Source organism: Ruegeria sp. AF1 (genome assembly GCF_056542125.1).
In genome coordinates, this window is sequence record NZ_JBQFZG010000002.1 from 439,285 (window position 1) to 461,594 (window position 22,310).

Sequence of the window (22,310 nt, forward strand, 5' to 3'; positions counted from 1 at the left end):
CATGATCCAGGCTGATCTGACAATTATCCTGCCGGAAATCGTTCTGGCGATCTATGCGATGGTGGCTCTGTTGGGGGCTGTCTACACCTCGAAAGACGGGCTGGCTTCGGTTCTGGTCTGGACCACGGCGGGCCTGATGGCGGTTCTGGCGATCTGGATCGCTACCCAGGGCAGTGGCACCAACGTAGCCTTCAATGGCATGTTCGTGGATGACGGGTTCGCGCGTTTTGCCAAAGTTGCCATCCTTTTGTCGGCAGGTGCCGTGCTGGTGATGAGCCAGGAATACATGGCGCGCCGGGGTCTGCTGCGCTTTGAATATCCGTTGCTGGTGGCCCTTGCAGCCGTCGGTATGATGATGATGGTGAGCGCGGGCGATCTGATGTCTCTTTACATGGGACTCGAGCTGCAATCCCTTGCGCTGTATGTTGTTGCCGCGCTGCGTCGTGACAGCGCGAAATCAACCGAAGCAGGGCTGAAATACTTTGTTCTGGGCGCTCTCAGTTCAGGTCTGCTGCTGTATGGTGCTTCGCTGGTTTACGGGTTCACAGGCACGACACTGTTCTCGGGCATTATTCAGACGGTCCATCATGGGGATGTCTCGGTTGGTCTGTTGTTTGGCCTGATCTTCCTGATTTCGGGTCTGGCATTCAAGGTTTCGGCTGTTCCGTTCCATATGTGGACACCGGATGTCTATGAAGGGTCGCCGACGCCAATTACGGCCTTCTTTGCCACCGCCCCGAAAGTCGCGGCAATGGCCTTGTTTGCACGCCTGCTGCATGACGCCTTCGGAGGTGTGGTCAAAGACTGGCAGCAAGTGATCGTTTTGCTGTCGGTGCTGTCGATGCTGCTGGGGGCGGTTGCCGCAATTGGTCAGCGCGACATCAAGCGACTGATGGCGTTCTCGTCGATTGCCCATATGGGCTATGCGCTGATCGGTCTGGCGGCAGGCACCGAGTTGGGTATTCAGGCGATGCTGATGTATCTGGCGATTTACGTGACCATGAACATCGGCACGTTTGCGTTTATCCTGATGATGGAACGCGACGGCAAACCCGTCACTGACATTGATGCGCTGCGCCAGTATTCCAAACGTGATCCGGGCAAGGCCCTTGCTGTTCTGATCCTGATGTTCTCGCTTGCCGGTGTGCCACCGATGCTGGGTTTCTTTGCGAAGTTTGGTGTTTGGCGGGCTGGTGTAAGTGCCGATTTGACCGGCCTTGTTGTAGTTTCAGCCATCGCATCGGTAATTGGCGCCTTCTATTACCTGCGGATTGTGTTCTACATGTATTTCGGGGCCGAGAACGAAGACCCGATTGAAACGCGGTCGACACCCGTTCTGTGGGTCGCCCTGATGGGGTCCGCGGCGCTGATGCTGATCGGGGTCTTCTATCAGTTTGGGATCGAGGGCGCGGCAGCGGCTGCGGCGGCAACTCTTGTCAACTGAACGTTTTGCACAATCTGAAAGAGGGGGCTCGGTCGCGTGACCGGGCCTTTTTGATATGACCAAGTGGCCACAAGGCTATGGCCTGCACGAGGTGCAGGAAGTTGATAGCACACTCAACGAAGCAGCGCGGATTGCCCCCAATGCCCGTGGTCCTGTGTGGATCATGGCGCATCATCAGACGGCTGCGCGTGGGCGACGCGGACGGTCATGGGCCAACCCTATGGGCAACCTTGCCGCGACCCTTTTGATGCGCCCTGAAGGTGCTCCAGAACAGGCGGCTCTGCGCAGTTTTGTTGCGGCACTGGCTCTGTTTGACGCTTGTGTCTCTGTGACGGGGCGTGCGGCGGGGCTGTCGTTGAAATGGCCCAATGATGTACTACTGAACGGTGGCAAGCTTGCTGGTATTTTGCTGGAAAGCGCCGGGCAGGGGCGTGGTGTGGCGTATCTGTCCATCGGTATTGGTGTGAATCTGGCCAACGCCCCAGACGCCGACGCGGTGGAACCGGGCGCGGTCCGACCTGTCTCTCTTTTGTCGGAAACCGGTGCAAACGTCACGCCCGAGGATTTTCTGACCGAGCTTGCTTCAGCCTATGCCAAATATGAAACTCAGTTTGTTACCTACGGGTTCGAACCCATTCGCACCGCGTGGCTGTCCCGTGCTGCCCGGCTGGGCGAGGTTATTACGGCCCGTACCGGCACGTCTGAGACGGTTGGGACCTTCGAAACGGTAGACGCAGGCGGTAACCTTGTCTTAAACACCGCCAAAGGCCGCGTGAGCATTCCTGCGGCGGATGTCTATTTCTGAAAGGGGCGCAAATGCTTCTGGCCATTGATTGCGGCAATACCAATACAGTCTTCTCGATCTGGAACGGTCAGGAATTTCTGTGCACCCTGCGCACCTCGACCCATCATGCACGCACGGCGGACGCCTATTTCACTTGGTATTCGACGCTGGTGAAACATTACGGGATCGAGGCGAATATCTCGGATGTCATCATTGCGTCGACCGTGCCGCGCGTGGTGTTCAACCTGCGCATCTTTGCCGATCGCTTTTTTGGGTGCAGGCCGCTGGTGGTAGGTAGGCCGGATTGCCTGTTGCCCGTGCCGCCGCGCGTGGATCAGGGGACTGTGCCGGGCCCGGATCGACTGGCCAATGCAGTTGGTGCATTTGACCGTCATGGCGGCAATGTCGTTGTGGTGGACTTTGGTACCGCAACAAATTTCGACGTTGTCGCCGCGGACGGTGCCTATGTTGGGGGCGTCATCGCTCCGGGTGTGAATCTCAGCCTTGAGGCTTTGCATCAGGGCGCAGCCGCACTGCCGCATATCGACATCACGCGTCCCGAGAAGGTGATCGGTACGAATACGGTTGGTTGTATCCAGTCAGGCGTGTATTGGGGGTATTCCGGCCTGATCGAGGGGCTGATCGCGCGGATCAAGGCCGAATATGGAATGCCGATGAAAGTCGTGGGAACCGGAGGGTTGGCCCCCTTGTTCGATCAGGCCGACGTGGGGTTCGACGTAATCGAAGATGATTTGACGATGCACGGCTTGACCGTGATTCATCGCTATAACAAGGATAATGGCTCGATATGAGCAGTGAAAGATTGATCTACCTGCCGCTGGGTGGCGCGGGCGAAATTGGTATGAATGCCTACGTGTACGGATATGGCCAGCCCGGGCAGGAACGCCTGATCCTGGTGGATCTGGGTGTCACCTTTCCCGATATGGACACAACACCGGGCGTCGACCTGATCTATGCGGATATTTCTTGGTTGAAAGAACGGGCCGACCGGCTGGATGGCGTTTTCATCACCCATGCGCATGAAGACCATGTCGGCGCCGTGGCTCATTGCTATGAGGCACTGGGAGCTCCGATTTATGCCCGGGCTTTCACGGCCAATATCGCGCGTCGCAAGATGGAAGAATACGCGCACCCGACCGATGCGGTGACAACCGTGTCCTCTTGGCCCGAAACGATCTCAGTCGGACCGTTTACGGTGGGCTTCCTTCCGGTTTCACATTCGATCCCGGAAAGTGCTGCTTTGGTCATCGACACGCCCGCAGGGCGCGTGGTGCACTCGGGTGATTTCAAGCTAGATGCAAACCCAGTCGTGGGCGAAGCCTTTGATCCCGACCTGTGGGCCGAGATTGCCAAGCCGGGCGTCAAAGCGTTGGTTTGCGACAGCACGAATGTTTTCTCGGCGCATCCGGGCCGTTCGGAATCCGAGGTCGGGCCAGAGATTACAAAGCTAGTCGAAAACGCCGAGGGTATGGTTGTGGCAACCACCTTCGCGTCGAACGTGGCACGGGTCAAAACACTAGCCGAGGCGGGCGCGCGCGCGGGGCGTTCGGTTGTGTTGCTAGGGCGCGCAATGCGGCGGATGATCGAAGCTGCGACCGAAACCGGTATCCTGTCGGACTTCCCCAAGGTGATCAGCGCGGAAGAAGCGTTGGATCTGCCGCGCCAGAACCTGATGCTGATCGTGACTGGCAGCCAGGGCGAACGCCGTGCGGCAAGCGCGCAACTGGCCCGTGGCAAGTACCGTGGTCTGGAACTGTCCGAAGGCGACCTGTTCTTGTTTTCGTCGAAAACCATTCCGGGAAACGAACGTGGCGTGATTTTCATCATGAACCAGCTCAGTGAAAAGGGCGTGGATGTGGTGGATGACAGCTCGGGCCTCTATCACGTCTCTGGCCATGCGAACCGACCTGATCTTGAGAAGGTGCACGCGCTGATCGATCCGCAAATTGTGATCCCAATGCATGGAGAGCACCGGCACCTGCGCGAGCATGTCAAACTGGCTGAGCAGGGCGGCAGAACGGGTGTGCTGGCCGTGAACGGCACCATGCTGGACCTCAGCGGCAATGCACCCGTGGTGGTCGACTATGTCGAATCCGGGCGTACCTATCTGGACGGTACGGTGAAAATCGGTGCGTTGGACGGCGTGGTACGGGACCGTATTCGCATGGCTCTGAACGGCCATGTTACTGTGACGGTTGTTCTGGATGAAGAAGACGAGCCGCTGGGCGAACCGTGGTGCGACACGATGGGCCTGCCCGAGGTCGGAACGTCCCGCGCCGGATTGGTCGAAGTGTTGGAAGAAGACCTGAACCAGTTCCTAATGCGGGCGGCGGCCAAGACCCTACGAGATGACGACAAGCTGGAAGACGAAATGCGCCGGATCGTGCGTCAGACGGCAAAAGTGGAAATCGGCAAAAAACCCGAAGTGACGGTGGTTGTCAGCCGGATGCGGTGAAACTGATTGGTCAGTCGTGCTCGGGCATCGGATAGCCTCTGAGCCGCAGGAACAGATTGGCTTCTTCGTTGTTCTGATAGAACGGAACCGATACTGGCGGCTCGGGTGAGGTCACCCGGGCTGCGACCTCGGCCAGAACAACCTCAGTGATAAACGGCAGATCCAGTTCACGCGCCCGATCCAGTTCCACCCATTGCAGATGCGACAGCTCGTCCGAGGCATGGCTGAAATCATCCAGATCGCCCTGCAGCGCATCGGCATCGACCAGAAAAAACCGCGCATCGAAGCGGCGGGGGCGGCCGGGCGGTGTGACTGCGCGAAAAACAAATTGCAGCGCAGCTGCCGACGGCACGTAACCCATGGCGAAAAAGCTTTGCCAGTCGTCAGGAACGCTGCCCGGCCAGTGTCCTGTCTGGCCAAGGACAAGTCCAGTCTCTTCCCAAAGCTCGCGAATTGCTGCGGCGGCAAGGGCGTGTTGTTTTCCGGATTCCGCCTGTTCCGCCAACCGCTCAAAACACAGGTCAGGCAGTGCGGTCGCAAGCGGTACATCTGCATCCGCCGGATCGACAGCTCCACCGGGGAACACGAATTTGTTGGGCATGAACACGGCCTTGGACCCACGTTGACCCATCAGGATCGACGGATTGGTCCACCTGTTTCGCAGCACGATGACGGTTGCGGCATCGCGGATGGCGGTCTTGTCGGTCGTCATGCGGAAAACAATCGCTTCTTCCGGCTCATGAATCGTTGCCAAAACCGTGCATACGACGCGCCCACTGATAAGCGACCACAGCGCCTTTCAGACGGGGGAGCAAAAACAGCGACAGTGCAACGCAAGCAATGGAAAACCCGATGGCCATCACCCATGGGTCCGGGCGCCAGTTCACATACGAGACGTGCAGGGCCGGGGCCAACAGGTGCCCGACCAGCAGGATCGTCAGATAAGCTGGGCCATCATCGGCGCGATGGTGAAACAGTTCCTGCCCACAGTTCGAGCAGGTGTCATTCACCTTCAGGTAGCTGTGCAACAGCTTGCCTTCACCGCAATTTGGGCACTTGCACCGAAACCCTTTGACCAATGCAGGCCAGGTTTCTCGCTCGTTCTGGGTTGTGGTGTCGATCGTCTGATCCGTCATAATATAACTCGCGCAGTAATCTTTGGCGGATAATGCGCCTGAACGGGTGGTTTTTAAAGGGGGGTGCGTCGCTTTGCAACGCACCTCAGGTGAACCACGTCGTGAAATACCGCGCTGGTTCAAAAAAAGTTGCTGGCACCGCGACGGAATTCCCTGCCTCGCGCGTTTGAATGGTTATGAGCAGCGGCACTCAGGCCGCGTCAACAAGGGAAAACCGAAATGAAAAATGCAAAGTTCATCACGGCGATTGTCCTGTCGGGTGTTGCAATCACCGGCACGTCCGTTCTGGCGGCTGGTCCGGGTGGTCGTGAGCCAGTGTCCTTTCAGGAATTGGATGCCAATGGCGATGGTCAAGTGACGCAGCAGGAGATGGAAGCACATTACACCGAGCGTTTCTCAGCCGCGGATACCGATGGGGACGGCCAGCTCAGCCTAGAGGAGATGCAGGCTGCTGCGCAGAAAAAAGCAAACGACCGGGTCGCCAAAATGTTCGAAAACAACGATGCGAACAATGACGGGTTCCTAAGCCAGGACGAGTTGCCGAAACCGCGCCGGGGTGACAAGATGTTTGACCGGATGGATGCAGATAACAGTGGTGGAATATCGGAACAGGAATTTGCCGATGCCAAAGACCGGATGGGACGGCACCATAAGAAAAAGAACCATAAGTCAGGTGCAATCGACAACTGAAGCAGGGTGGAGGACCTGACCTCCCACCTACACGATGTTCGCGGTGCGGATTGCACCGCGAGCTCTCTCAGCGACGATGTGTTGCTGAGCCAATTCGCTGATGGTGACGCACAGGCTGCGCGGGTTTTAACCGATCGCCTTGGGCCGCTTTGTTATTCCGTTGCGTTGCGTATGTTGGGCAATCGGGCCGAGGCAGAAGACGTAACGCAGGAGGCGATGATGCGGTTGTGGCAGATGGCGCCGGATTGGGTGCCGGGTCAGGCCAAAGTTTCGACATGGCTGTATCGCGTAACGCTGAACCTGTGTGTGGACATCCGGCGCAGGAAGGCCCCCGGCAGGTTGTCGGATATTCCTGAGCCGGAAGATGGCAAAGCCAGCGTGGCCGACCGACTGCAGGATGAAGCCCGCGTGGACGCGTTGCAGCTTGCCCTGGCGGAGCTGCCAGAAAGGCAGAAGCAGGCTGTGGTTCTGCGCCACATCGAAGAGTTGCCCAACACTGAAATTGCCGGGATCATGGGAATTTCAGTGGAAGCGGTTGAAAGCTTGACCGCGCGGGGCAAACGAAGTCTGACCGCGATACTGGCCGGGCGACGTGAAGAACTGGGGTATGACGATGACGGATGAAAACCTGGAACTGGATCATTTGTTTGCGCAGGCTCGGCAGAACCGACCGGCGCTGCCCGATGATCTGGCCGTGCGCATCCAGACAGATGCTGAAAAACTCCGTCTTAGTCGCCTAGGGCCTGAACCTCGACCTCAATCTTCGATCTGGCATCGAATGATGGACAACGTTGGTGGCTGGCAGGGGGTGGGCGGCTTGATCGCCGCCAGTGCGGCGGGGCTCTGGATCGGCTTTTCCGCGCCGGGGTTCCTGCCCGATCCCGCCAATCTGCTGACATCGCAAGAGGCGGCATTTTTTGTGGCGGACCTTGGATATGACACGAGTTTTCTGGAGAGCACCGAATGAACGCTGCCCTTAAACCGAAACGCCGGTGGATGACGGTTTTGTTGGTCTTGTCATTGGCTCTGAACCTGTTGGTTGTCGGTGTTGCAGTCGGAACCGTGCTGCGCCTGAAGGATGGAGATCACACCGAGGCACCGCCGGGATTCGGCCCGGCGCTATATCGCTCTTTGCCGAAAGATGATCGAAAAGCGATGCGAGGGGAACTGTCTGCGCTACGCGAAAAAGACCTAAGGGGGCGCAGACAGGACTTTGAAGCCTTGAGCCTGGCACTGCGCACAGTGCCCTTCGAACCAGTCGCCGTTGAAGTGTTGTTGCAGAAACAGTCGCAGGCAACGGCAGAACTGCAACTAGCCTTGCAGACACGATGGCTGGCTCGCGTCACCGCCATGAGCGACGCAGAGCGGCAGTCTTATGCGGACAGGTTGCAAAAGATCGTCGAACGCGGGCCGCATGGACACAAGAAAAAGGATTGACGGGTTCAGGCGGCGCTTTGCCTGATACTCACCTGATTGCGCCCCGCTTTTTTTGCTGCGTAAAGGGCTTTATCGGCGGCTTTCAGGATATCTTCTACAGGAACGGGCGTGCGTTCTTTTCCCGGCTGACCCGATTGCGGCATCTCCAGCCCAATGCTGATCGTGACGTTAACCTGTAAACCTTGGTCCGATAGCAGGAACGGGGCGCGACAAATGCTGTCGCAGATGGTCTCAGCCAGTTTTCTGGCTTGCTTTTGTGACACATCGGGCACCGCGAACATGAACTCTTCACCGCCGATACGGGCGACAAAACCTTTGGATCCAAGTGCGCTTTGCATGCGTTTTGCGGCCAGCGTCAGAACACAATCACCGGCGCCGTGGCCATGGCAGTCATTGATGGCCTTGAAATGGTCCAGATCCGCCAGCATGACGGCAAAGCCACACCCGGTACGGGCAGACTGGCGCACGATCTGATCCAATGCCCGCATGGCGTAACGACGATTGTGCAACCCGGTCAGCGGATCAATCCAGGACTCGGCGATCCCTTTTCTCAATGATACGCGCAAATGATCAAGCCGCGCCTTGCGCGCAATCTGATTGTTCAGCCGCAACAGGATCTCTTGCGCGCAGAATCCCCCCAGGCACACGGCGTCTGCTCCTCTGTCCAGCGCTTCTGAGGCCTGCACGGCATCGTAGTCTTGCAAGACGCCAATCAGGACAGTGTTCCGGGTTGCTGCCCGTGACCTGAGATCTGCAAGGATATTCAGCGCGGACGGGTGCGAGCTCAGTTCGACCACAATCGCGTCCGGTATCGGTCCGGACAAAACGCCCTGCAAGTTCGATTGAAGGTGCCAGGACAGATCGAAATGGTGCTGGCCTTGCAAGGCCTTGTGCCAAAGGGCACCGGTTCGGACAGTATTGGTCAAGATATCAACCCGGGCCGCGTTCGGGGGGGTGATCATGACAGGGGCGGGTTCCCCAAATCCAATAGGTTGTGATCCGTTGCTGACCTGCAAATCTTGAGTAACTGCGCGCGCACGCAAAAGGCTGCGAATGCGTGCCAGCAGCAACGTATCTTTGAAAGGATGCGTCAACACATCGTCCAGCCCGTCTTTCAGGGCACGCAGGCGCGCGTTTTTGTCATTCTGTGCTGCAAGTACGACAACGGGCACGTCATCCAGGCCAGATACTTCGGTAAGGGCTTTCTTGACATCTGCGGCTGTTCCGTCGGGCAATGTCTGTGCCGTCAGTACAAGGTCCGGCTGAACGCGACGCGCAAGGGCTTGTAGCCCTTCAAGTTTTCCACCCTGTACCACGTGATACCAGGCAGCGGTCAGTTGAACCTTCAGCATTATGCGGTTGGTTGATACCCCGTCGAGGACAAGGATGGTGCCTTGCACAGACATAGTCGTTCACCGTTGATTGCATGCGTGAACAAATTGTTTATGAGTCTGGTTAACAAACTCTTTCCATCACCTGATCCGAGCACTGTTTATGTCCATTTCGCCCGATTCAGCCGAGACTCTTGCTCTGACGGCCTTGGGTTGGCTGGTCAGCAATGACGAGCTTTTGCCTGTCTTTCTTGGCTCGACAGGTGCTTCGATCGGGGATGTTCGCAATCGGGCCGGTGACCGGGACTTTCTGGCTTCGGTTCTCGATTTTCTAGTGCTTGACGATTCGTGGGTCATGGCGTTTTGTGACGCCAACTCGATCGCCTATGATCACCCTGCCCAAGCGCGGGCGGTTCTGTCAGGCGGTGGCGATGTACACTGGACCTGAACACCTTTTCCGCAGGAGCACGCGATGCCAATAGAAGCAATCGTCTTCGACAAGGATGGCACTTTGTTCGATTTTGCCAAAACCTGGGGAACCTTCGGGCGGTCGTTGCTGATGCGTCTGACAAAGGGGGATGTAGACCGGGCTGTGGAACTCGGCAGCATCATCGGATTTGACTTCGAGCAAGAGCGGTATTCCACGGATAGCATTGTGATAGCCGCAACAGTCGAAGAAATCGCCGAGGTGCTTATTGCGCATGTTGACGATGTGACATTGCAGGAAGTTGTAGACATGATGAATGCCGAGGCCGCAGCGGCTCCTCAATCCCCTGCCGTGCCGTTGGGTCCATTCCTGAAAGGGTTGCAGCAATCCGGGATCAAACTGGGCCTTGCGACAAATGACAGCGAGCATCCGGCTTTGCAGCATCTGGAATCTGCGGGAATACGCGAACACTTCGATTTTGTCGCCGGGTATGACAGTGGTCATGGGTTCAAACCCGGGCCAGGTCAGTTGCTGGCCTTTGCCGCACAGGTCGGGGTCGAGCCGTCGCGCATTGCAATGGTGGGGGACAGTGTTCATGACCTGCAAGCGGGGCGCGCAGCCGGGATGATCACCATTGGCGTTTTGACCGGATTGGCTGAAGCAGATGCGCTGGCACCGATGGCGGATGTGGTCCTTCCGGATATCGGTCACATTCCAGCGTGGCTGGCCGAAAAATGATGTGTTGATCCGGAAAATCGACGAACAATTATAGAAAACCGACAAGCTCTGTCGCAGATGGAGCGGCCTGAAACGCGTCTTCGGGTCTTGCTTGTACCAAGCCAGAACGGAGGCAACCATGGCCGAAACCAACACACGCAAACGCCGCGGCGGAGGACGCGCAGGTGCGGCAGCGCGCAGGGGTAGCGCGGTGATTGACCAGATGCCGTGGGACCCACCCATCAATATAGATCGCCCGACTGAACCGCTGGATCAGGCCGGGATCGAAGCGATCCATGAAGGGGCCATGCGTATTCTGGAAGAGATCGGGATCGAATTCTACAACGAAGAGGCAATCGGCATCCTGCGCGAAGCGGGGTGCACGATCAATGGTGACAACGTCCGCATGGGGCGCGATTTTGTCATGGAGATGATCGCCAAGGCGCCCAGCCAGTTTTCCATTACCCCCCGAAATGTTGACCACAGGATCGAGATAGGTGGAAAGAATATCCTGTTTGGCAACGTTTCATCTCCGCCCAATTACTGGGACATGGAAATCGGAAAGAAAGTGCCGGGCAATCGCGAGATGTGCCAGAATCTTCTGAAACTGACGCAGTACTTCAACTGTATTCACTTCGCTGGCGGATATCCTGTAGAACCCGTCGATATTCATGCCAGTGTCCGGCATCTGGATGTTCTGTATGACAAGCTGACCCTGACCGACAAGGCGATGCACGCTTATTCGTTGGGTAAGGAACGTGTTGAAGATGTGATGGAGATGGTGCGCATCGCGGGCGGTCTCAGCCACGAGGAATTCGAGGCCTCGCCACGGATGTACACCAACATCAACTCGACCTCGCCGTTGAAGCATGACCATCCGATGATAGATGGTTGCCTGAGATTGGCGCGGCGCGGGCAGGCGATTGTCGTAACCCCCTTTACGCTGGCGGGGGCAATGGCACCAGTAACGATGGCAGGTGCGGTTGCACAGTCCCTAGCCGAAGCCTTGTGCGCCATCGCTCTGTTCCAATATGTGCGCCCTGGTATCCCATGTGTAATCGGAACTTTCACATCCAATGTGGACATGAAATCAGGCGCGCCCGCTTTCGGGACGCCGGAATACATGCGCTCGACACAGATGACCGGGCAGATGGCGCGATATTATGGGCTGCCGCTGCGTTCATCCGGTGTTTGTGCGGCCAATGTGCCAGACGGGCAATCCGTGTGGGAAACCTCAAACTCGCTCTGGGCGGCCGTACAGTCGGGCACCAACATGGTGTACCACGCCGCCGGTTGGCTGGAGGGCGGCCTGATCGCCAGCCCGGAAAAGTTCATTATGGATTGCGAGGTTTTGCAGCAAATTCAGCGCTATATGAACCCTGATCTGACCGCGACCGGGCCGGATGAGATTGCTTTGGATGCCATTCGAGCGGTTGGCAATGACGGTCACTTTTTTGGAATCCAGCATACACAGGATCGCTACAGCACGGCCTTCTACCAGCCCTTCCTGAGTGACTGGAAGAACTATGAAGGCTGGGAGGCCGCCGGAGGCATCTGGACGGCTGAGCGTGCGCATCACATGTTCAAAGAGATCATCTCGAGCTTTGAGGCCCCTCCGATGGACGATGGTATTCGCGAGGAACTGGCCGAGTTCGTCGAACGCCGCAAGGCCGAAGGCGGCGCGCCGACGGACTTCTGACAAGGTGGGTAGAGTCGTCTTGATACTCAGTTGCATTCACAGCAACTCGGGGCGAATTTTGGCTATTTGTTAAGGTTTATCAGACCACAGTGCCAAGGACACCAATCTGAGGCATCCGATGCATGGTCTGATCAACCGGGCGATACAATCCTTTGTCGGCGCGACCTACGGGCAATCCTGCTGGGTTCGCGTGACCGAAGGTGCGCGGCTTGGGTTTGTCGAGTTTGAAGCCATGCTCATCTATGACGATGACATGACGACCCGGTTGCTTGAGGCCCTGAGTATTGACCTCAACCGACCACAGGCGGAAATCCTTGAAGATCTGGGAACATATCTGGTGTCCCATCCGAACATGGAAGGGCTGCGCCGACTGCTCAGGTTTGGGGGTGTCACCTATGTCGAGTTTCTTCATTCCCTAGATGATCTTGCGGATCGTGTGAGACTGGCTGTCTCTGATCTGACTTTGCCTGCGCTTGAGTTGAGAGAGCTTTCAGCCACGGAATACCAGTTGTGCTGCCTTCCGGACTTACCGGGATTTTCCAGTGTTATGGTCGGGGTCCTACGAGCGATGGCCGATGATTATGGTGCGCTGGTGATGCTGTCGCATGAGGGTCGTCAGGAGTGTTGTGAAATCATTTCAATCATTTTGGTCGAAAGCGCCTTTGCCGAGGGGCGCCATTTTGATCTGGGGGCTCGGAACAGATGACACCTACCGAAGAACTGGCCGAACTTCTGGAAACGCTTTGCCCGATGTTCATGTTGGTGGACCGCAGCGGATGCATTCAACAAGCGGGCCCGACATTGCAAAAGTTGCGGCCCGAATTGCCTTTGGTCGGGCTGGGGGTTCTGGACGTGTTCGAGCTGATCCGCCCCAGAACAGTCACCACCCTTCCCGCATTGATGTCGATGGCCGGTGCCAAACTGCATCTGAGATTTCGCGATGAACCACGTACGACCCTGAAAGGCCTGGTCGCACCCTTGCCCGAGACGGGCGATGCAGTCATCAATCTGTCATTCGGTATTTCGATTTTGGATGCGGTTCGGGATTACGCCCTGACGAGCGCAGATTTTTCCGGCACCGACCTGGCGATCGAGCTGTTGTATCTGGTCGAAGCCAAATCTGCCGCGATGGAAGCGTCCCGTTCACTTAATCTCAGGCTTCAGGGGGCAATGCTAGCCGCGGAAGAGCAGGCATATACCGATACATTGACGGGATTGAAGAACCGTCGCGCGATGGATCATTTGCTGGGGCATCTGATCCTGACAAATTCTACATTTGCCCTTATGCATCTGGATTTAGACTTCTTCAAATCCGTGAATGATCGGCTGGGCCATGCCGCCGGGGATTACGTTCTGCAACAGGCGGCCCGCATCATGCTTGAAGAGACGCGTGGAGACGATACGGTTGCCCGGATTGGCGGGGATGAGTTTGTCATTATTTTCAAAGGTCTGACGCGGGAAGAAACCCTGGAGTCCATCGCCGGACGCCTGATCGCGAGGTTGAATGAACCCATGATGTTTCAGGACCAACCGTGCTGTATCTCTGCAAGTATCGGAACGGCCTTGTCCACCCAGTTCAAGGTTCCCAAAGCCGCCGACATCCTTCACGCCGCCGACGTCGCCCTTTATCAGGCCAAGCAAGATGGCCGGTCCTGCCACCGCCTGTATTCCACTCTGATCAAAGCGCAAACCTGAGTTTTTCCTGTTTCCGGGTCGGAGATTTCAGGCGAATTTTCAAGCGAGCTGAACGGCCTTTGTTAACTGCTTGGCAATCTGGTGCCGGATGGGTGGAAGTTCCCCTACCACTGGCAGCAGAACGCCTTTGAACCCTGCTTGGCTCAATCCGGCGGGCACGTCGTCCACTGCGTGCCCCCCGGTGCAGGCAAAGAACGGAAGGCACAGCGCCTGAGCCCCCATGCCAGTCGCGGCTTCGGAAATGGATGGCGGTTCTTCAACAAACCCAACGCGGACAGATTTGAAAGCCAGCATTTCTTGAAGCTGCGATGCGAAATTCAGAGCCACGACCGACGGGTTTCGGCTACGCCCCGACCCATGGGCCGCAATGACCAGATCGGTCGACGCAGTTGCCCAATTCCTTTCGGACAACTCGGATTGCAGGGCGTGCGCGGTCAATTCCGGTAGCTCTGGATCAACACCCAATGGATCTAGTATGCGCGCTTTGTGATCCCCTAATCGCTTGGGTAGTGCGCTGGTGACAAACCATCCGTTTGCCATGAAAAGCGGATAGATGACCGTGTTTTCCGGCAGGCTGTTCAGTTTAGCCTCGAACGCGCCGGGCGCGGCCAGAGTTGCAGCATGCACCGTTACATGCTCGGTCAGGGCGCCGACCGTAGCCGCGAATGCAGCCAAAGCAGCCTCAGCCGGTTCTGGATCGGACGGCTGGCCATGTGCGACGATGATGGCATGTGGCATTTGGATCTCCTGACACGATATGCGTTACGTGCCTCTGTGCGAACTGAAGTCAACACTACTGTTAGCCCAGAACCGTTAGCCAAAGCCAGACAGTCAGGATGGATGTGGCTGTCCCAATGAGAACAGAAGAAGCTGCGACCCGCTTGGCGCGGCCATACATATTGGCAAAGATATAGGCGTTAAACCCGGGCGCCATGGCTGCGTTCAACACCCCCGAGCGGAAAAGGTCCTGCGGCAGCCCCGTGGACTTGCCGAATATCCACACTAGGCTGGGATGTAGCATCAGCGAGATTGCGCAAACAAAGGCGATAGTTCGCAGATCGCCTTCGGGTTTGTATTTGACCAGTACCCCGCCCAGTGCAAACAGGGCGCCGGGCAGGGCGGCCCGAGTGATAAGACCAAGGGCTTCGTCCACCACAGCCGGGATGGTCAAACCGGACAGATTGACCACGAACCCCAGTGCAATACCAAGGATCAGCGCGTTCTTGAACATTGCAGACAGAACAGAACGTGCCATGCGCGCGCCACCGTTTCCGCGATTGCGGACAACCTCCATCACCGTGATCCCAACGCCGTAACAAAACGGGGAATGGAAGGCGATAATCGCATAGTTGCCTGTCAGGTTCTCAGGACCATAAGCGCGTTCGGTAATCGGCAATCCAAGCAGAACCGAGTTTGAGAACAGGCAACAAAACCCGATTGCCACGCAGTCTTCCCATTCGCGGTTGAAAATGATGCGCGCACCAAAAAGACCCGTGGTGAAACACAAGGCAGCGGCGGAATAGAAGCTGGCCAAAAGCCGGGGATCGAAACTGGCGCTGAGGTCCAGATGCGCGATGGCCAGAAACAACAGGCATGGGATCGCGAACCCTTGCGTAAATCTCATCAGCCCGTCGACATGGTCTTCTTTGAAATAACCTGTTCGTGTTGCCGTGTAACCGGCACCGATCACAAGAAAGACAGGAAGAATGACGTCAATCAGGCTTTGCAGCATTTGGCCCCCATGCAGCTGCCAAGCTGCGATATCTTATGCAAAGGGAACAGGGGCCTGAAACGCGTGATGTATCACCATCCCGTCATAGGCGGGGGTGATATTGTCCGGAGTTTCTGCATCGACGGTCGCATAGTCCAGATCGATATGCATATTGGTCAGTATCGCCTGTTTTGGTTGCAGCTTCCCAATCCATTCCAGCGTTTTTTCCAGATGTGCATGTGTGGGATGAGGGCTTCGGCGCAGGGCGTCGATAATGAGATACTCCAACCCTTCCATTTCAGGCCATGCGTCGTCGTAAATTTCGGCAACATCCGGCAAATAGGCGAGCTGCCCCATACGAAAGCCCAGAGAATCAATCGAGCCGTGGTTCACCTTGAATGGACGAAACGGAATGGAACCGCCGGGTCCGTTGATTTCGAACGGCCCTTCGATGGACTTGAGGTCGAGGATCGGAGGATAGGGTGACCCTTCGGGTTGAATGAAGGCGTATCCAAACCGCCCCAGCAGGGCGTTCTGAGTATCACCATCAGCCCAGACCGGAACACGGGTTTTCATGTTGAACACGATCATGCGCAGGTCGTCGATTCCATGGACATGATCCGCGTGAGAATGTGTATAGACCACACCATCAAGCCGCCCGGTGCCCGTGTCCAGCAACTGGCTGCGCATGTCCGGGGTCGTATCAATCAACACGGAGGTTGTGCCGCCTGGACCGTCACGCTCGACAAGCAGGGAACAGCGTCGGCGAATGTTCCTGGGGTTTGCAGGGTCGCAATCACCCCAGTGACCACCCAGCCGGGGTACGCCGCCTGACGATCCGCAGCCCAGAATGGTAAATCTCAATTCGGTCATGCAGCGGCCCTGTACGTTGCCGCCTTGCTGAACAGCCGGTCAAAGTTCGCCTGAGTTTGGGCGGCAAAAGCCGGATACTCCAGCCCGAACAGCTCGGCCCCTTTTCGGGCTGTATGTGCGGTATAGGCCGGTTCGTTTCGCTTGCCACGATAAGGGGGCGGTGCCAGATAGGGCGCGTCAGTTTCCACCAGAATGCGATCCACTGGCGCGCTTGCGAAAATGTCGCGCAACTCCTGGCTTTTGGGAAAGGCCGCAATGCCGGACATGGACAGATAAAACCCCAGATCCAGCGCGGCCTTGGCCAACTCGGCCGAGGACGAGAAACAGTGCATCACGCAGGAATAGGGCGCGTTGCGATACTCTTCGGCCAGAATTTGGGCCATATCGTCGTCTGCGGCGCGGGCATGAACGATCAAAGGCAACCCTGTGCGCTGGGCGGCTTCGATATGAATGCGCAGCGACTGCTTCTGAAGCTCTGCGCTATCGGCTGTATAGTGGTAATCCAGACCGGATTCGCCGATGCCCACAAATTTCGGGTGCTGTGCCAATGCGACCAATTCATCGACCGAGACCATAGGCTCGTCTGCGGCACTCATCGGGTGGGTCCCTGCGGCGTAGAATACCGGCGCATGGGCTTCGGCAATCGCACGGACCGCGGGTTCATTGCGCAGCTTGGTGCAAATCGTCACCATCCGGGTCACGCCAGCCTCGGCTGCGCGCGAAATGATGTCGCTCAACTGACCGTCAAAATCCGGGAAGTCCAGATGGCAATGACTGTCGGTGATCTGGGGGGTGTCGCTCATCTGACCTGGCCGGCGGTTTCCTGTATCTTGAACACCGTATCTAGGACCAGAGCGGCAGGGTCAAGGTTCACCGCCTGACCATGTCGCGCGCGGGCTGTGATTGTCGCGGCGACTTCGGCCCATCGACGAGCCTGATCCGTAGAATTCGACAATCTGGCCAGCGTTTCAGCTTCGTTCGGGGCGGCTTCGGGGGACGGTGGTGCGCCGGTTGCCCCGGTCAGGGCCAGCCGAGACAAGGCGACATCGATCAGTGTCAGCAGCAGATCAAAGCGCTCGGCCGCGCCGCGTTGTGCTGCAGCCTCGGCCAGGGCCAGTGCGCGCTGCCGGTCCAGACGGGGCAGGGTGCCCAGAATGGCAATCAGTTCGGCATAGATTTCAAGTCCGCCCAGATTGATCAGGCGAACCGCGTCCCCGACCGAGCCAGCGGCCAATGCGGCGAGATATTCGGGGTGCGCCGGTAAGGTCGTCCCGGTTTGCGACAGCGCGTCTTGCATATCCCCAGCGCTCAGGGGCCCCAGACGTAGGGTACGGCAACGAGAGCGGATGGTTGGCAGCAAGCGTGAGGGTTGGTGCGACACCAGCAAAAGGACTGTACGCGCCGGAGGTTCTTCCAGCATTTTCAGCAACGCGTTAGCGGCGCTGACATTCATCTCATCCGCGGAATCCACGATTACGACCCGGCGCCCGCCATCGGCAGAGGACAGGCCAAAGAACTTTCCCAGTTTTCGGATGTCGTCCACAACGATTTCGTTGCGCAGCCGCCCCTGATCATTCAGTGACCTAGCTATCGCGGCCAATCCCGGCTCGGCCCCGGCCAGTATGCGACGTGACACCGGGTGGTTGGGATCAATGTCGAGAGTCCCTGGCGGTGGCGGCGCGCCAAACAGCCCACCGTCGTTTGCCAAAGGTGTTGCCAGCAAGAACCGCGCAATCCGCCAAGACAACGTCGCCTTGCCGACGCCACGCGGCCCGGTCAGCAACCAGCCGTGATGCAGCCGGTCCGAGTTGAAGGCGGTCAGAAACGCCTGTTCTGCCGCATCCTGACCAAAAAGCTGGGCGGTCTCGCGGGGATGCGGCGCACCAGGCACCTGATCCGGAGAGGGGATTTCGTCATTCATCGTCTATCGCAATGCAGCCTGGACGATTTCTGTCACATCCTGTGCAACGCTGTCCATGTCCCGGTTGCCGTCCACAACGCGGAAACGGTCGGAAAACTCACGGGCCAGCGCCAGAAAGCCCGCCCGCATTTTCTTTTGCAGGTCCGGGCCGAAATCTTCGAACCGTTCTTCCGCGCCTTGCCGCCCTTTGGCGCGGGACAGGCCGGTATCGGGGTCCATGTCGATCAGCAGCGTCAAGTCAGGCTCGCGCTTGATCATCAGGCTGTGCAGCTGATCAACAAGGCCGCGCAGATCTCCCCGTGATAGGCCCTGATACATACGTGTGCTGTCGGCAAAGCGGTCGCAGATCACGACTTGCCCTTTGGCCAGCGCGGGTTCGATCGTACGTTCCAGATGGTCACGGCGGGCGGCCGTGAACAGCAGAATTTCCGTTTCTGCCGACCAGCGGTCGGGATCACCTTCCAACACCAGACTACGAATTTCTTCCGCGCCAGGCGAGCCGCCCGGTTCACGCGTCAAAACGACCTCATGACCTTGCGCGCGCAGTTGATCTGCCAGCATCCGCGCCTGAGTTGACTTGCCTGATCCGTCAATGCCTTCGAAAGTCAGAAATAACCCAGCCCTGGTCACATCGACTCCAGCGGGTTATTGATCACGTCTTTCAGAACAATGCCACCAACGGTCAGCATACGAACGACAAATCCACCAATTGCAACGTCTTCCGCTGCCACCAGCGGACGTCTTATTTCCGGCAATCCTTCAGGCTTGATGACAAGCTCGGCCAGTTGCTGGCCTTTTTTGACCGGCGCATTGATGGGACCCTGATAGACCACTTCGGCCTTGACGTTCTGTGTGCCCAGAACTGGAAACAGAACCGTCAGATCGCCGTCAGGTACAAGACCTACGGTCTTTTTCTCGCCCATCCACAGCTTGGCTTCAGCTATCGGCGTTTCCGCGTTGGCAACTGTCCTCTCGACAAAATTTCGAAACGACCAGTTAACCACGGCCTCAGCCTCCTCTGCCCGTTGGCCGGTGCTGTCCAGCCCGCTGAGGACGAAGATGACACGGCGGTCGCCCTGTTTGGCGGAGCCGACGAGGCCGTATCCGGCCTCCTGCGTGTGGCCGGTTTTCAGGCCATCCGCGCCGATGCTCAGTTTCAGCAACGGATTGCGGTTACGGGCATTCGATGGCGCACGGCCATCGAATTCGAATTCCTCTTCTGAAAACAGGGGGTAATATTCGGGGAAGTCGGTAATCAGCCTGTCGGCCAGAACCGCCAGATCGTGAACCGACATCATATGTCCGGCGGCAGGCCAACCGTTCGAGTTCGCGAAATTCGAGTTGTTCATACCGATCTGCTTGGCGCGTTGGGTCATATATCGGGAAAACCCTGCCTCTGTCCCGTCGGGGCTCAGCGCCTCGGCGAGCACCACGCAAGCGTCATTGCCTGACAGAACGATGATGCCGCGCAGCAGGTCCTCGACCCGAACCCGGTCCTGCGTGTTCAGAAACATGGTCGAGCCGCCATAGCTCATCGCGTGTTCGGACACGGGCAGGGTTTCGTCCAGCGTCAGTCTTCCGTCACGCAGCGCTTCGAAAGCAACATACAGCGTCATGAGCTTGGACATGGATGCAGGCGGCAAGGGTTGATCAGCGTCTTTTGCCAAAAGCACCGTACCGGTGGTCTGATCGATCACATATGCCGCGCGGGCGGATGTATCAAAAGCCTGAGCCGGGATTGCCAGCACGGCAAGCCCAAAGGCCAGAACAGAAACTCGCAATGAGGATAGCATGTTATGCCTCCCTGTATCAGTCGGACACGGTGAACGCATCTTTGAAACCAAGATCCTTTACATCTTTTTGAATGGCTTTGCGTTCGGCCCGGGTTGTGGCAGGGCCAACCAGGACCCGCCATACTGTTTTGTTTTCGGTTTTCAGTTCCCGCACAACAGTCGACATGCCATTCCGGCGCACTTTCTCAGCAGCGGCATTGGCATTTGCTTCGACGCTGAATGTCCCGATCTGCACGAATGGTTTGCTCAGCGGAGACGCAGCGCCTGTTGCTGCTGCCGCGGCCGGAATCGCTTCGGTCGCGTCAATCGCGGCTGCCGCGCCTTCGATGGGGTCCAGCGGCGTTTCGGTGATTTCAGTGGGGTCTTTCTTTTGCCACCACTTCCGTTTCGCGGGTTTTTCAGCAGGGGCTTCGACAGGCGCATCGGACAACGCCGGTGCAACTTCTGCGGCCACATCCACACTGTCTGTTGCGACATCCGCCGCAGCCACGGTGGCTCCCGCAGCCGCCGCTGCTGGCTCTTGTTTCTGCCACCACTTCCGCTTGGCGGGTTTTTCTTCAGCGGGCTCTGTCGGATCCTCAGTGGCTGATGCCGCGTCGGTGGTCGTATCCGTACCTTCGGTCGCTTCGTTGGCAGAACTTGCCGCTTCCGCCGCAACCACTGCTGCACCGGCTGCTGCCGCTGGCGCCTCCTTTTGCCACCATTTCGGCTTGGCAGTTTTTTCGCTATCTGCCGCGGATGGATCGTCGGTGGCTGCGGCGTCCGACACCGCAGCCGTATCCGCCGCTTCGTCTTCCGGTTTGGGCGCGTCCTCTGGTGGTGATTCCTTTGCAACTTCACGGCGCAGAGCGACAACACTGACCTTTGTCGGCGCGCCCGCCAGCATTCCGAGCTGTTCCGCAGCCGCAGATGACACCTGAAGTGCCGGGCCGGGCAGGTTGCGTTCACGTCGGAACAGGGCCCCTGTTACGGACTTGTTGTTTGCGGTGTTCGTAATCACGACACGCTCGGGCTGTGAAACATCCGGGTAGGCAACCCAGATCCCACCCAGCGAGGGTCTGCCATCCCAAAGCCCCGCTTCGGTGACCTGAAAAACATCAGGGGCTTCGACGTCACGCTGCGAGCCCGAGGCCGCCTCGGGAAGGAGTTCGGTTTTGTTTGAGTTTTCTTCAGGTTTTTCAGCCTCTTGAAGAATGTCCTCACACCCGCTCAGAACTGTCAAAGTCAACGCCAGATACGCCAACCGTTTTGGTCCCGGGCGTGTCATGATCGCTCGCTTCATCTGCTTATCCCTTGCCTGAAGGGGTCTCGTTCTCGGAACCCCGCTGCCGGTCTGCTGGTTCTGCTTGCCAGCCTGTTTCGGTCTATTTCGGGGATCATAACGCGGCTGAAGAGTCATGGAAAGACCGCTGCGCGGGCTTCGGCAAGAAATCCCGATTTCGACTTGCCTCTGGCAGAACTTGCGCTTAGACCCTGCCTTCGACGGGGAGGTGGCAGAGTGGTCGAATGCGGCGGTCTTGAAAACCGTTGGGCGTGAGAGCGTCCCCAGGGTTCGAATCCCTGTCTCCCCGCCACCCATACCCGTCTCACTTCAGTTGTGTTTTCTGACCCGGAATTGTGCCGCAATTTCCGCGAGTTGGCGCGTGCGCTTTCAATCAGAGACGGAGCAGACTGTACATTCAGAGCGCAATTCCGGCCGCAGTCTCAGTGCCGCATTTTGGCGGGGTCGCTTTGGGCTGGATTTCCCTGATACCCGGCAATTTACAGGGAATTTTCGTGAAACGGGTCTGAGTTCGGTCATTTCTCCTGTCAGAACTGCATGTTTTTCAGAGGTTTATGTTGCAAATTCCCTAAAAAGCGGAACAGGGAATTTTCTCGCGGGAACAGGGAATTGTTCCGGCGGATCAGGGAGGGCGAACCCTGTATCAGGGACGCAGGATCTGAAGCTATCAAAAGCCGAACTGGCGTTCCTGTTCGGACTATTTTGTTGAAAAACTCGGGCTTGATCGGTTGGTAAGTTGCTGATTCAATTCTTCCTAAAGGGAGGGATCAGCCATGATGGGATCGAGACAGGAAGCGCAAGCGTCGCTGTTTTACGAGTTCTCGCTGGAGGATCATGTCCCGCAAGACCACCTTTTGCGCTCGATTGACCGGTTCGTCGATCTGGGCAGCATTC

24 protein-coding genes and 1 tRNA gene are annotated in these 22,310 nt (G+C 57.6%); 14 read left to right on the forward strand and 11 right to left on the reverse strand.

All coding sequences use genetic code 11. The features are described from left to right. Position 1: 1 nt before the first annotated feature. From nuoN to ACR0BK_RS06710, 4 genes are read left to right on the forward strand one after another with little or no spacing between them, the layout of a single operon-like run. On the forward strand, positions 2-1,444 hold the full coding sequence (gene nuoN / locus ACR0BK_RS06695) for an NADH-quinone oxidoreductase subunit NuoN (RefSeq protein WP_480476104.1): 1,443 nt from the start codon (positions 2-4) through the stop codon (positions 1,442-1,444). Positions 1,445-1,499: 55 nt separating this feature from the next. After that, complete coding sequence (locus tag ACR0BK_RS06700) at positions 1,500-2,249, forward strand: biotin--[acetyl-CoA-carboxylase] ligase (protein WP_480476106.1); 750 nt, start codon at positions 1,500-1,502, stop codon at positions 2,247-2,249. 11 nt (positions 2,250-2,260) lie between these two features. Next, positions 2,261-3,040, forward strand: coding sequence for a type III pantothenate kinase (locus ACR0BK_RS06705; protein ID WP_480476108.1), 780 nt, complete (start codon positions 2,261-2,263; stop codon positions 3,038-3,040). Then, positions 3,037-4,704: a ribonuclease J gene (locus ACR0BK_RS06710; RefSeq protein WP_480554126.1), complete on the forward strand. Its 1,668-nt coding sequence runs from the start codon at positions 3,037-3,039 to the stop codon at positions 4,702-4,704. Before ACR0BK_RS06705 ends, ACR0BK_RS06710 begins: the two co-directional genes overlap by 4 nt. Positions 4,705-4,714: 10 nt before the next feature. Here the strand turns inward: ACR0BK_RS06710 and ACR0BK_RS06715 are convergent, their stop codons facing one another. Both ACR0BK_RS06715 and ACR0BK_RS06720 read right to left on the reverse strand, forming a co-directional pair. Further along, positions 4,715-5,416, reverse strand: a complete 702-nt coding sequence (locus ACR0BK_RS06715) for an NUDIX hydrolase (RefSeq protein WP_480554127.1) — start codon at positions 5,414-5,416, stop codon at positions 4,715-4,717. A 25-nt stretch (positions 5,417-5,441) separates the two neighbouring features. Then, entirely contained in the window at positions 5,442-5,840 is a 399-nt protein-coding gene (locus ACR0BK_RS06720; protein WP_480516410.1) for a DUF983 domain-containing protein, read from the reverse strand. A 219-nt stretch (positions 5,841-6,059) separates the two neighbouring features. Here ACR0BK_RS06720 and ACR0BK_RS06725 point away from each other — a divergent pair, with 219 nt between their 5' ends. Genes ACR0BK_RS06725 through ACR0BK_RS06740 form a run of 4 tightly spaced genes read left to right on the forward strand, consistent with a single transcriptional unit; the run spans position 6,060 to position 7,967 of the window. Further along, positions 6,060-6,530, forward strand: a complete 471-nt coding sequence (locus ACR0BK_RS06725; RefSeq protein ID WP_480516412.1) for an EF-hand domain-containing protein — start codon at positions 6,060-6,062, stop codon at positions 6,528-6,530. Positions 6,531-6,536: 6 nt separating this feature from the next. Next, positions 6,537-7,154 (forward strand): RNA polymerase sigma factor, encoded by a 618-nt coding sequence (locus tag ACR0BK_RS06730; RefSeq protein ID WP_480516414.1) that lies wholly within the window; start codon positions 6,537-6,539, stop codon positions 7,152-7,154. After that, positions 7,144-7,497, forward strand: coding sequence for a hypothetical protein (locus ACR0BK_RS06735; protein WP_480476116.1), 354 nt, complete (start codon positions 7,144-7,146; stop codon positions 7,495-7,497). The genes ACR0BK_RS06730 and ACR0BK_RS06735 overlap by 11 nt, the downstream gene beginning before the upstream one ends. Further along, complete coding sequence (locus ACR0BK_RS06740) at positions 7,494-7,967, forward strand: periplasmic heavy metal sensor (protein ID WP_480476118.1); 474 nt, start codon at positions 7,494-7,496, stop codon at positions 7,965-7,967. The genes ACR0BK_RS06735 and ACR0BK_RS06740 overlap by 4 nt, the downstream gene beginning before the upstream one ends. A 5-nt stretch (positions 7,968-7,972) precedes the next feature. Here ACR0BK_RS06740 and ACR0BK_RS06745 read toward each other — a convergent pair whose 3' ends face one another. Further along, positions 7,973-9,373, reverse strand: coding sequence for a diguanylate cyclase domain-containing protein (locus ACR0BK_RS06745; RefSeq protein WP_480476120.1), 1,401 nt, complete (start codon positions 9,371-9,373; stop codon positions 7,973-7,975). Between the two features lie 88 nt (positions 9,374-9,461). Between ACR0BK_RS06745 and ACR0BK_RS06750 the strand changes: the two genes are divergently transcribed. From ACR0BK_RS06750 to ACR0BK_RS06770, 5 genes are all read left to right on the forward strand, one after another. Further along, on the forward strand, positions 9,462-9,746 hold the full coding sequence (locus ACR0BK_RS06750) for a DUF3572 domain-containing protein (RefSeq protein WP_480476122.1): 285 nt from the start codon (positions 9,462-9,464) through the stop codon (positions 9,744-9,746). A 24-nt stretch (positions 9,747-9,770) separates the two neighbouring features. Then, a complete protein-coding gene (locus ACR0BK_RS06755) occupies positions 9,771-10,463 on the forward strand; it encodes an HAD family hydrolase (protein ID WP_480516416.1) in 693 nt (230 codons plus the stop codon). 118 nt (positions 10,464-10,581) lie between these two features. Further along, positions 10,582-12,141, forward strand: a complete 1,560-nt coding sequence (locus tag ACR0BK_RS06760) for a trimethylamine methyltransferase family protein (protein ID WP_480476126.1) — start codon at positions 10,582-10,584, stop codon at positions 12,139-12,141. A 118-nt stretch (positions 12,142-12,259) separates the two neighbouring features. After that, the gene (locus ACR0BK_RS06765) at positions 12,260-12,847 is read left to right on the forward strand and encodes a heme NO-binding domain-containing protein (RefSeq protein ID WP_480476128.1); all 588 of its coding nucleotides are present in this window, start codon (positions 12,260-12,262) and stop codon (positions 12,845-12,847) included. After that, on the forward strand, positions 12,844-13,836 hold the full coding sequence (locus ACR0BK_RS06770) for a diguanylate cyclase domain-containing protein (protein ID WP_480554128.1): 993 nt from the start codon (positions 12,844-12,846) through the stop codon (positions 13,834-13,836). The genes ACR0BK_RS06765 and ACR0BK_RS06770 overlap by 4 nt, the downstream gene beginning before the upstream one ends. A 39-nt stretch (positions 13,837-13,875) precedes the next feature. Here the strand turns inward: ACR0BK_RS06770 and ACR0BK_RS06775 are convergent, their stop codons facing one another. From ACR0BK_RS06775 to ACR0BK_RS06810, 8 genes are all read right to left on the reverse strand, one after another. Further along, positions 13,876-14,574 carry a CbiX/SirB N-terminal domain-containing protein gene (locus ACR0BK_RS06775; protein ID WP_480554130.1) on the reverse strand — a complete coding sequence of 233 codons (699 nt, stop codon included), beginning with the start codon at positions 14,572-14,574 and terminating at the stop codon, positions 13,876-13,878. A 61-nt stretch (positions 14,575-14,635) separates the two neighbouring features. Further along, positions 14,636-15,568, reverse strand: a complete 933-nt coding sequence (locus ACR0BK_RS06780) for an AEC family transporter (RefSeq protein WP_480554131.1) — start codon at positions 15,566-15,568, stop codon at positions 14,636-14,638. Positions 15,569-15,601: 33 nt separating this feature from the next. Further along, positions 15,602-16,420, reverse strand: coding sequence for an MBL fold metallo-hydrolase (locus ACR0BK_RS06785; RefSeq protein WP_480554132.1), 819 nt, complete (start codon positions 16,418-16,420; stop codon positions 15,602-15,604). Then, complete coding sequence (locus ACR0BK_RS06790; RefSeq protein WP_480554133.1) at positions 16,417-17,223, reverse strand: TatD family hydrolase; 807 nt, start codon at positions 17,221-17,223, stop codon at positions 16,417-16,419. The genes ACR0BK_RS06785 and ACR0BK_RS06790 overlap by 4 nt, the downstream gene beginning before the upstream one ends. Continuing rightward, positions 17,220-18,341: a DNA polymerase III subunit delta' gene (locus ACR0BK_RS06795; protein WP_480554134.1), complete on the reverse strand. Its 1,122-nt coding sequence runs from the start codon at positions 18,339-18,341 to the stop codon at positions 17,220-17,222. The genes ACR0BK_RS06790 and ACR0BK_RS06795 overlap by 4 nt, the downstream gene beginning before the upstream one ends. Before the next feature lie 3 nt (positions 18,342-18,344). Next, a complete protein-coding gene (gene tmk / locus ACR0BK_RS06800; RefSeq protein ID WP_480554135.1) occupies positions 18,345-18,971 on the reverse strand; it encodes a dTMP kinase in 627 nt (208 codons plus the stop codon). Then, positions 18,968-20,134 carry a D-alanyl-D-alanine carboxypeptidase family protein gene (locus ACR0BK_RS06805; protein ID WP_480476144.1) on the reverse strand — a complete coding sequence of 389 codons (1,167 nt, stop codon included), beginning with the start codon at positions 20,132-20,134 and terminating at the stop codon, positions 18,968-18,970. The genes tmk and ACR0BK_RS06805 overlap by 4 nt, the downstream gene beginning before the upstream one ends. 16 nt (positions 20,135-20,150) lie before the next feature. Continuing rightward, complete coding sequence (locus tag ACR0BK_RS06810; RefSeq protein WP_480554136.1) at positions 20,151-21,416, reverse strand: SPOR domain-containing protein; 1,266 nt, start codon at positions 21,414-21,416, stop codon at positions 20,151-20,153. 202 nt (positions 21,417-21,618) lie between these two features. Between ACR0BK_RS06810 and ACR0BK_RS06815 the strand changes: the two genes are divergently transcribed. Continuing rightward, a tRNA-Ser gene (locus ACR0BK_RS06815) sits at positions 21,619-21,708 on the forward strand. Positions 21,709-22,310 lie beyond the last annotated feature (602 nt).

What these genes read in the sequence shown, in the direction of transcription:
- nuoN (WP_480476104.1), top strand. Translation starts at nt 2, where the DNA reads ATGATCCAGGCTGATCTGACAATTATCCTGCCGGAAATCGTTCTGGCG.
- ACR0BK_RS06700 (WP_480476106.1), top strand. Translation starts at nt 1,500, where the DNA reads ATGACCAAGTGGCCACAAGGCTATGGCCTGCACGAGGTGCAGGAAGTT.
- ACR0BK_RS06705 (WP_480476108.1), top strand. Translation starts at nt 2,261, where the DNA reads ATGCTTCTGGCCATTGATTGCGGCAATACCAATACAGTCTTCTCGATC.
- ACR0BK_RS06710 (WP_480554126.1), top strand. Translation starts at nt 3,037, where the DNA reads ATGAGCAGTGAAAGATTGATCTACCTGCCGCTGGGTGGCGCGGGCGAA.
- ACR0BK_RS06715 (WP_480554127.1), bottom strand. Translation starts at nt 5,416, where the DNA reads ATGACGACCGACAAGACCGCCATCCGCGATGCCGCAACCGTCATCGTG.
- ACR0BK_RS06720 (WP_480516410.1), bottom strand. Translation starts at nt 5,840, where the DNA reads ATGACGGATCAGACGATCGACACCACAACCCAGAACGAGCGAGAAACC.
- ACR0BK_RS06725 (WP_480516412.1), top strand. Translation starts at nt 6,060, where the DNA reads ATGAAAAATGCAAAGTTCATCACGGCGATTGTCCTGTCGGGTGTTGCA.
- ACR0BK_RS06735 (WP_480476116.1), top strand. Translation starts at nt 7,144, where the DNA reads ATGACGGATGAAAACCTGGAACTGGATCATTTGTTTGCGCAGGCTCGG.
- ACR0BK_RS06740 (WP_480476118.1), top strand. Translation starts at nt 7,494, where the DNA reads ATGAACGCTGCCCTTAAACCGAAACGCCGGTGGATGACGGTTTTGTTG.
- ACR0BK_RS06745 (WP_480476120.1), bottom strand. Translation starts at nt 9,373, where the DNA reads ATGTCTGTGCAAGGCACCATCCTTGTCCTCGACGGGGTATCAACCAAC.
- ACR0BK_RS06750 (WP_480476122.1), top strand. Translation starts at nt 9,462, where the DNA reads ATGTCCATTTCGCCCGATTCAGCCGAGACTCTTGCTCTGACGGCCTTG.
- ACR0BK_RS06755 (WP_480516416.1), top strand. Translation starts at nt 9,771, where the DNA reads ATGCCAATAGAAGCAATCGTCTTCGACAAGGATGGCACTTTGTTCGAT.
- ACR0BK_RS06760 (WP_480476126.1), top strand. Translation starts at nt 10,582, where the DNA reads ATGGCCGAAACCAACACACGCAAACGCCGCGGCGGAGGACGCGCAGGT.
- ACR0BK_RS06765 (WP_480476128.1), top strand. Translation starts at nt 12,260, where the DNA reads ATGCATGGTCTGATCAACCGGGCGATACAATCCTTTGTCGGCGCGACC.
- ACR0BK_RS06770 (WP_480554128.1), top strand. Translation starts at nt 12,844, where the DNA reads ATGACACCTACCGAAGAACTGGCCGAACTTCTGGAAACGCTTTGCCCG.
- ACR0BK_RS06775 (WP_480554130.1), bottom strand. Translation starts at nt 14,574, where the DNA reads ATGCCACATGCCATCATCGTCGCACATGGCCAGCCGTCCGATCCAGAA.
- ACR0BK_RS06780 (WP_480554131.1), bottom strand. Translation starts at nt 15,568, where the DNA reads ATGCTGCAAAGCCTGATTGACGTCATTCTTCCTGTCTTTCTTGTGATC.
- ACR0BK_RS06785 (WP_480554132.1), bottom strand. Translation starts at nt 16,420, where the DNA reads ATGACCGAATTGAGATTTACCATTCTGGGCTGCGGATCGTCAGGCGGC.
- ACR0BK_RS06790 (WP_480554133.1), bottom strand. Translation starts at nt 17,223, where the DNA reads ATGAGCGACACCCCCCAGATCACCGACAGTCATTGCCATCTGGACTTC.
- ACR0BK_RS06795 (WP_480554134.1), bottom strand. Translation starts at nt 18,341, where the DNA reads ATGAATGACGAAATCCCCTCTCCGGATCAGGTGCCTGGTGCGCCGCAT.
- ACR0BK_RS06805 (WP_480476144.1), bottom strand. Translation starts at nt 20,134, where the DNA reads ATGCTATCCTCATTGCGAGTTTCTGTTCTGGCCTTTGGGCTTGCCGTG.
- ACR0BK_RS06810 (WP_480554136.1), bottom strand. Translation starts at nt 21,416, where the DNA reads ATGAAGCGAGCGATCATGACACGCCCGGGACCAAAACGGTTGGCGTAT.